This window comes from Dyella sp., assembly GCF_035486915.1.
Classification (GTDB): domain Bacteria; phylum Pseudomonadota; class Gammaproteobacteria; order Xanthomonadales; family Rhodanobacteraceae; genus Dyella_B.
This window is the reverse complement of the sequence record NZ_DATHMR010000039.1, coordinates 1-7632: the sequence shown is the minus strand read 5'-3', so window position 1 is coordinate 7632 and position 7632 is coordinate 1. Positions and strand designations below refer to the sequence as shown.

The 7632-nt window shown below is 59.5% G+C and carries 6 protein-coding genes; 1 reads left to right on the top strand and 5 read right to left on the bottom strand.

Annotation, left to right across the window (positions count from 1 at the left end; all coding sequences use genetic code 11):
- Positions 1-498, bottom strand: a 498-nt coding sequence (locus tag VK725_RS03910; protein WP_325316748.1) for a glutathione S-transferase family protein, incomplete at its 3' end; no start/stop codon positions are given.
- Between the two features lie 21 nt (positions 499-519).
- Positions 520-906, bottom strand: coding sequence for an acyl-CoA thioesterase (locus VK725_RS03905; RefSeq protein ID WP_325316747.1), 387 nt, complete (start codon positions 904-906; stop codon positions 520-522).
- A gap of 173 nt (positions 907-1079) precedes the next feature.
- Between VK725_RS03905 and VK725_RS03900 the strand changes: the two genes are divergently transcribed.
- A complete protein-coding gene (locus VK725_RS03900) occupies positions 1080-3428 on the top strand; it encodes a S9 family peptidase (protein ID WP_325316746.1) in 2349 nt (782 codons plus the stop codon).
- 49 nt (positions 3429-3477) lie between these two features.
- On the opposite strand, the gene VK725_RS03895 is transcribed toward VK725_RS03900, so the two are convergent.
- The 3 genes from VK725_RS03895 to VK725_RS03885 form a co-directional block, all read right to left on the bottom strand.
- Positions 3478-4692 carry an ABC transporter permease gene (locus VK725_RS03895; protein WP_325316745.1) on the bottom strand — a complete coding sequence of 405 codons (1215 nt, stop codon included), beginning with the start codon at positions 4690-4692 and terminating at the stop codon, positions 3478-3480.
- Positions 4693-4703: 11 nt separating this feature from the next.
- A complete protein-coding gene (locus VK725_RS03890; RefSeq protein WP_325316744.1) occupies positions 4704-6008 on the bottom strand; it encodes an ABC transporter permease in 1305 nt (434 codons plus the stop codon).
- A 125-nt stretch (positions 6009-6133) separates the two neighbouring features.
- Positions 6134-7632: M56 family metallopeptidase (locus tag VK725_RS03885; RefSeq protein WP_325316743.1), on the bottom strand; the 1499-nt coding region annotated here is incomplete at its 5' end.

The following is a 7632-nucleotide window of genomic DNA, read 5'->3' as shown; positions in this document are numbered from 1 at the left end:
GATATCGGCAATCGACAGATCGCCAAAGATAAAACCTTCAGCAGGCAACTGTGTTTCCAGATAATCGAGCGTCGCAGGGATATCCACCTCGCGCGCCTGCTGCACGATGCCGTCATCGGGTGTCTCATGGAAGATGTGCCGGCGAACGGCCAGCTGATAAAACATGCGCCAAATAAGCACATCAGCCAGTCGCGTATCCGCGTACTCCTCCAGCCAGCGTGCCTTGGCGCGCTTGACAATATTCGCGGGGTACAGCGATGGCGTCGGATATTTGTCCTCCAGATACTGGCAGATCACCGACGAATCGTTGAGTACCAGATCGCCATCGATCAGCACCGGCACGCGCCGCAGCGGACTGATACGAGTGAACGCATCATTGCCGACAAAAGGTGTGATCGGATCGACGACATAATCGACGCCCTTCAGCTCCAGACACACAAGCACTTTGCGCACATAAGGCGAGATGTAATTACCAATGACCGTCAACGACTGCGACATGCAATTCTCCCTATGCAAAGATCAGTTGGCAGGAAGCGGGGGCACCGGCGTAGGCGTGCCATTCGAATCGAGCGCAATCATCACGAAACGACCGGTGGTGCAGACACGGCGATCGCCCGTCAGCGGATCTTCCGCCGTCATCTCCACTTCAACCTGCATGGAACTGCGCCCGGTACCGACGATGCGTGCGACCAGTTCCACCAGTTGCCCCTCTCGAACGGGCACGCGAAAGCTCACTTCCTCCGAGCGCGCAGTGACGACCGTACGTCGCGCATGCCGCGAGGCGACAATAAAAGCCGCCTTGTCCATCCAGGCCAGCGCCTGGCCGCCGAACAGTGTCCCGAGATGGTTGGTGTGGTCCGGGAAAACCATTTCCAGCAGACGAGCTTCAGTCAAAGTGGCGGTCATGGGGGCAACGCGGGAAGAGTGGGGAGAGCACACACAATAAGACCCCCCGTCATCCAATGCCATGTCGCATACCTTTGGCAGGGGTGGACGGTGCCATGGGCAATTAACATGTAGGGTTGTTACAGTTTGGGGGCAGCCGCTGCGGCGGTTCGTTTTCTTATCGGGGAGTGAGCATGCGTTCGAGAATCGGAACGTCGCGCCTGTACGGCGCAATGGTGTGCGGGTTGCTGGCAGCGACTTCGTATGCGGGCAATGTAATGGCCGAAGGTCGCACGCTGACGGCGCAGGATTATGCGCAGGCCGAGCGCTTCATGCCTTACAACACGATGCCGCTGGTCGATCACGCGGTGCGTACCGTGCATTGGCTCGATGGCACGCACTTCTGGTATGTCGATCACGACGTGCACGGCGATCATTACCTGCAGATGGATGTGACGAGCGGCAAAGCGTCGCCGTTGCTTGATCATGTCAAGCTCGCCAATGCACTTACCAAAGCCGGTGCCAAATCGATCAAGGTCGACAAGCTGGGCATCACCGATTACCGCGTGGCGGCCGATGGTCGCGACCAGGTCGAAGTCGGCGGTACCACCTACTTGTGCAACCTCAAGGCGGCGGGCGAGTGCGTGGACAAGAGCACGCTCGTGAAAACCGGCAAGGAGCCGGGCGCGCTGTCGCCCGATCGCAAGCAGGAAGCGTTTATCCGCAACTGGAATCTGTGGGTACGTGAGGTTGCTACTGGCAAGGAAACGCAGCTCACCACCGATGGCGTGGAGAACTTCGGCTACGCCACCGACAACGCCGGTTGGAAACATACCGATAACGCCATTCTCGAATGGTCGCCGGATTCCAAGCAGATCGCGACGTTCCAGCAGGATCAGCGTCTCGATGGCGATATGTATACGGTCACCACCCGCGTCGGTCATCCGGAACTTTCGGCGTGGAAATATCCGCTGCCGGGCGACAAGAACATCACGATGATCGAGCGCGTCATCATCAACGTGCCCGAACACAAGCTCGTGCGCCTGAAGATGCCGGCCGATCAGCATCGCTCCACGTTGTGCGATGACGTCAGCTGTGGCGAGAACGGTGGCTGGGACGACGTGAAGTGGGCGCAGGACGGCACCACACTGGCCTTTGTTTCCACCTCGCGCGATCACAAGCACGAAACCTTCCGCATCGCCGACACCAAAACGGGCGAGGTGCGCACCGTCTTCCATGAAGACGTGGCCACGGATTACGAAAGCGGCAACGGTGCCGTCAACTGGCGCTACCTGCCCGATACGCACGAAGCCATCTGGTTCAGTGAACGCAGCAACTGGGGCAATCTATATCTGTACGACCTTACCGACGGCAAGCTCAAGCACGCCATCACCACCGGCGATGGCAACGTCACCGAGGTGCTGAAGGTCGATCCGAAAACGCGCACGGTATGGTTCCGCGGCGTGGGACGTACGCCGGGCGTGAATCCGTACTACCAGCAGTTCTGGAAAGTCAGCCTGGATGGCGGCGAGCCTGTACTGCTGTCGCCTGAGAATGCCGATCACACCATCACGATGTCCGAGGATGGCAAGCATTTCGTCGATAGCTATTCCACGACATCTGCACCGCCGGTCGCGGTGCTGCGCGATGCCAACGATGGTCACACCGTGGCGAGCGTGGCGAAGGCCGATATCACGCGTCTGCTTGCGACGGGCTGGCAAGCGCCCGAAATGATTACGGTAAAAGCGCGCGACGGCAAAACCGATCTGTATGGATTGATGTTTAAGCCCACGCACTTCGATCCGCAGAAGAAATACCCGATCGTCGACTACATCTATCCGGGTCCGCAAACAGGTTCGGTGTATACGTACGGTTTCATGCCCTCGCAGATCGACGATCAGTCGCTGGCGGAGCTCGGCTTCATCGTCGTCGCCATCGACGGCATGGGCACGCCGTGGCGTTCCAAGTCATTCCACGATACGTGGTACGGCAACATGGGCGACAACACGCTGCCCGACCAGGTGGTTGCGATCAAAGAACTTGCCCAGCGCTACAACTGGATCGATCTCGACCGCGTGGGTATCTGGGGTCACTCTGGTGGCGGCGATGCGACGGCCGATGCAATGTTCCGCTATCCCGACTTCTTCAAGGTGGGTTGGTCCGAAAGCGGCAACCACGACAACCGCGAATACGAAGACGACTGGGGCGAAAAGTGGCAGGGTCTGCTGGTCACCAATAAGGACGGCAGCACCAATTACGACAATCAGGCCAATGAAGATCAGGCGAAGAATCTCAAGGGGCGCCTGATGTTGGTGCACGGCACGATCGATGACAACGTACCGTTCTACAACACGTTGCTGGTTGTCGATGCGCTGATGAAGGCGAACAAGGACTTCGACATGCTGATGGTGCCGAACCAGCATCACGGTTACGCCTCGGCAACGCCGTACATCACGCGCCGCCGCTGGGACTACTTCGTGACCAACTTGGCCGGTGATACGCCGCCCAAGGAATACTCGCTAAAACCCTGGCCCTGGAAATAACCCTGCCGTCGCCGCGAGCTGCAGCTACTGCTGCTCGCGGCGGTCATCATCATGTTGCGCGTGTCGCCACGACAGGCGGTACCGCTGCGGCGCGCAAGGCCGGGCCAAGCACGGCGAGCTGACCGAGCAACCAAAGCGAGAGCGCGCCAACGCCCAGATAGAGCGGTGGCAAGTGCGGTTGTTCGTAATGCTGCATCAGTGCGAGATTCAGTGCATAGGCCAGCAATGATCCAAGCACCACGCCAGCGCCAACGATCAGGAAATTTTCGTTCTGGAAATAACGCAGGATGTCGTGCCGTGTAGCGCCTATCGCACGACGAATACCGATCGACCGCCGGCGCTGTTGCACCCAGAAGCTGGCGAGACCGGCAATACCCAGCGCCGTGACAAGCAACAGGCCTCCCGCTGCAGCGATCAGCAAAGAAATCATCGTCCGACTGCGATGAAAGTAGTCCGCACGCAATTGAGTGAACGTTTGCGGATGCCGAAGGATGCGGTTGTCGTCGAGACGGTTCAGTACATCGGTGGCTTCTTTCAAGACACGGTCGCGATCTTGCGGAGATGTGCGCATCACATAGGTGATGTCGTTTCCATCGGGCAGTAATGGAAACAGCGTAGCGTAGTCATTCTGCGCGCCGTCATGGGCATGAGGGCGCACCAGATGATCCACCACACCCACGATGCGAACGGGGCCGTTACCGGGGTAGATGGTTTTGCCCAGAGGTTCCTGGCCCGGGAAAAGCTGATCGGCCAGCGCGCGCGTCACGATGGTAGCCGGCACATGATCGATACCGGCCCAATCGTGCGCCGTATCGACGGGTATGTACTCGTTCGGCTGAAAATCGCGGCCTTCGATCAGGCGAAGGCCGAGCGTGGCCAGTTCACCGGGTGTGCCGTTGAAAGCGGTAGCCGTGATTTTTGCGGTGGCACTGGGCACCAGCGAAATGCCGTTGCTCCAGTCGTTGCCGTTGAAAGGCAATGCGTCCACAGCTGCCGCCGATTTCACTCCGGTGATCGCACTTAGTGCTGCGACATCTGCCTTATGGCGCACGAGCGGCTGTGCGTTCTGGTCCAGATCGGTGCTCTCGATCATTACCAGCTCATCTTCAGCGACGCCACTGAGTTGCCGCAGCTGGGATGTGCGATTGACGATCATGAACGCGACATTGCACACGATCGCGCAGGTCAGGCTGACCTGGATAACCAGCAGCAACGCCGTGAGTTTGTGTCGAGTAAGACTTGCGATGACAGGTGGCAGTGACATGGATCGCCTCGTCATTGTGTTTTGAGTTGCAAAGCAGGTGTGACGTGGCACGCGCGCCACGCGGGTAGCAGGCCGGCAAGTGCGCTTGCGATGACGGCGAGCACGAAGGTCGCAAGCAGCATGGCTGGATCCATTTGCGCCAGTTTTGCGTAACCATCCGGTCGTTGGCGGATCGTCCACAGTCCGAATTCCGCAAGCATCAAACCCAGCGTGCCACCTGCGAGACCGATCACAGCCGATTCAATGCCCAGCTGCAAAAAGATGTCGCGCCTGCGCGCACCCAGCGCGCGTCGCACGCTGATCTCGCCGCTTCGTCGCAGAAACTTGGCGAGCAACAGGCCGACGATGTTGATCATGCAGACACCAAGAAATCCGATCGCCAGCCACAGCTGCAATCGCAGATCATCCGGAACCACGTGCTGGCTGACGAGCCAATCCATCAAGCCAAAAAGTTGCGGATTCACCGGCCGCGGAAACCGGCCGTGCTTTTGTTGATCGTGCCAGTAGTCGGCCAAGTAATCGCGATAAGCGCGTACGTTCTTCCTATCGCTCAGCTGCACCCAGAATTGCAGCCAGGTGCAATGGTCGCTGGTGCGGTTGTCGCCGCCGTCTCCCCAGCAGGAGAATTGGCCATGAAAATCGAAGCCAAGCTCTTGCGCCGTTTGCAACGGCAGGAAGAACTGATCGGTGCTGCCGAAAGCGCGATCATCGATTCGCGCATAGAACACCGGTTGCGGATTCCAGTTGTCCAGTACACCGATGACGCGAAAGTCGGTGTTCTTGAAACGGACGGTTTTGCCGATGCCCGATGCGGCACCAAACAGTTTGCGATTGAGTTCGGTATTGAGCACGACCACGCGCGCATGTGCGGCATCATCCTGCGCTGTCCATCCGCTGCCCGCACGGAATACGGTGCCGAACATCGGAAAGAAGTCGGCTGTGACGTAGTGGCCGCTTTCAAAGAACGGCCGAAGCGTGTTTTGTTGCGGACGAACCGGCAGCGACGCGGCCGCCATTACCGCTTGCCGTTCGGCGCGGGCGGCGTGCAGAAGGTTCATGGCATCGACCCATGTCATGTCGGCTTCGGGCGTGGTGTTCGTGGACTTGGTGTCGTTGCTGACGGGCATCGGATCGATGAGCGGCACGTACAGCTGCGCGCTACGATCGGGCAGCGGATCGCCCGACATCACATGCAGCACGGTGATCATCGTCATGCTCGCGCCGATGCCAAGGCCAATCGCCAGTATCATCAATGTGGTGATGACTCGGCTGCGCTTTAAGCTGTATAGAGCGAGCAGAAGGTAGTAACCGAACATCGGTGGCCTCCAAAAAGAGCGCAAAATTCCCTGACGCCTGCCGAAGCAGGCGTGTATGTCGAGATGGATGTGTTAGGCGAGCGACGGGCGTGTGCTAAGGCAACGCCCGTTTTTTCGGGAACGTGTTATCGGCTGACAGGTTCTGCCAAACCTTTTGCCTTGGCCTTGTCCAGCAACTTGCCCATTTGCGCGTCGACCTTGTCGGACGCGTCCTTCTGCTTGGCATTCAGGTTTTGCATTTCGCGATCCAACTGTTGCTGGCGTTCCGACAAATCTTTTTGTTCACCGTGGATGTTCGCGTACTGGCGACTTATCTCCGCAGCTTCCTCATCCACGCCTGCCAGCTGGCCCGTCAGGCTCGCGCTGTCGGCCACCTTCTCCTCGGATGCTTCCGCTTTGGCGCGCAACGCTTCCTTTTTTGCTTCCAGCGCGGCGCGGTGGCCTTCTAGCTCAGCCTGGCGCCCAGCCAAGGCCGCCTCCCTGGCTGCCAATCCGGCTTGTTGCCCCGCCAGCGATCCTTGTCGTCCGGCGAGTTCACCTTGCTCGCGTGCCACGTCCGTCACCGACGAATAGGCGTCGCGTGCTTCCTGGATGATGTCCGCATCATGGATGACGTAACTCGTGCCTCCGCTGCGATACCAGAGCATCGGTACCGGCGGCTTGTAGTAGCGAGATGCGGTGCGGGAATCGGCGTCGCTGCCGTTCACGATGAGAGAGTCGCCATCGAAGAGCACGAAGCCGTACTTGGCGTCGGAGTTGATGTCGATATCCATGTGCCGCGCTCTGAATATGGGCGGTACGGGAGGTATCGCTGCTGCTTCGGGCGCGGCCGGCGCAGGAGGTGGAGGCGGCGGCAGCGGGGCAGCCGGAACAGGTGGCACTCCAGGCATTGCGGGCGCTGCGGGTGCAGCCGGCGCTGCTGGTGTCGGCGCGATTGCCGGAGCGGCTGGAGGCGCAGGTGGCGGTGGCGGTACGGGTGCGAATACCGCGCTATCCGTACTTTGGTTGGCGCTTGCATGAACGGGATCGGCTGTCGTCAATCGATACGGCAGTATGCCGATGAGCGCAACGGCCAGTACCCACATCCATCCGCGTGCACGCGATGGCGAACTGCTTGTTTGCTGCAGCATGATCATGCGTCTCTTCAAGTTGTTGAACGTCGGCGACGCGCCGGCCAAGCTGGACCGCATGGGAGAGGACACGCCAAGGCGCAGCAGAAGACGGCCGTAATCGCGCGGTTCGAGTTGCGGTTGTTTCAGAACGTGTGCATCGCAGGCCGCTTCGCGATTCAACGCGTATTCGCGCATCGCCCAATGCACCAGCGGATGGAAGAAGAACAATCGTTGCGCAATCGCCGGCACCCATCCAAGCCAGAGATCGCCGCGGCGAATGTGTGCCAGTTCGTGAGCGAGTGCCATGGCGGACTCGTCATCGTTCAGCGCATGTGTACTCGGAAAAAGAACGGCAGGCCGCCACATACCCGTCACTTGCGGCGAGGTGATCGCGTCCGAAAGTAGCAATGGCGGACAGTGACGCAGCCCCAGCGCGCGGGCCTGCTGCGCGCATAGCAGGCGAAGCGATTCATCTTGCATCGGCTTTGCTTCGCGCAGCAGCTGTCTGCTTT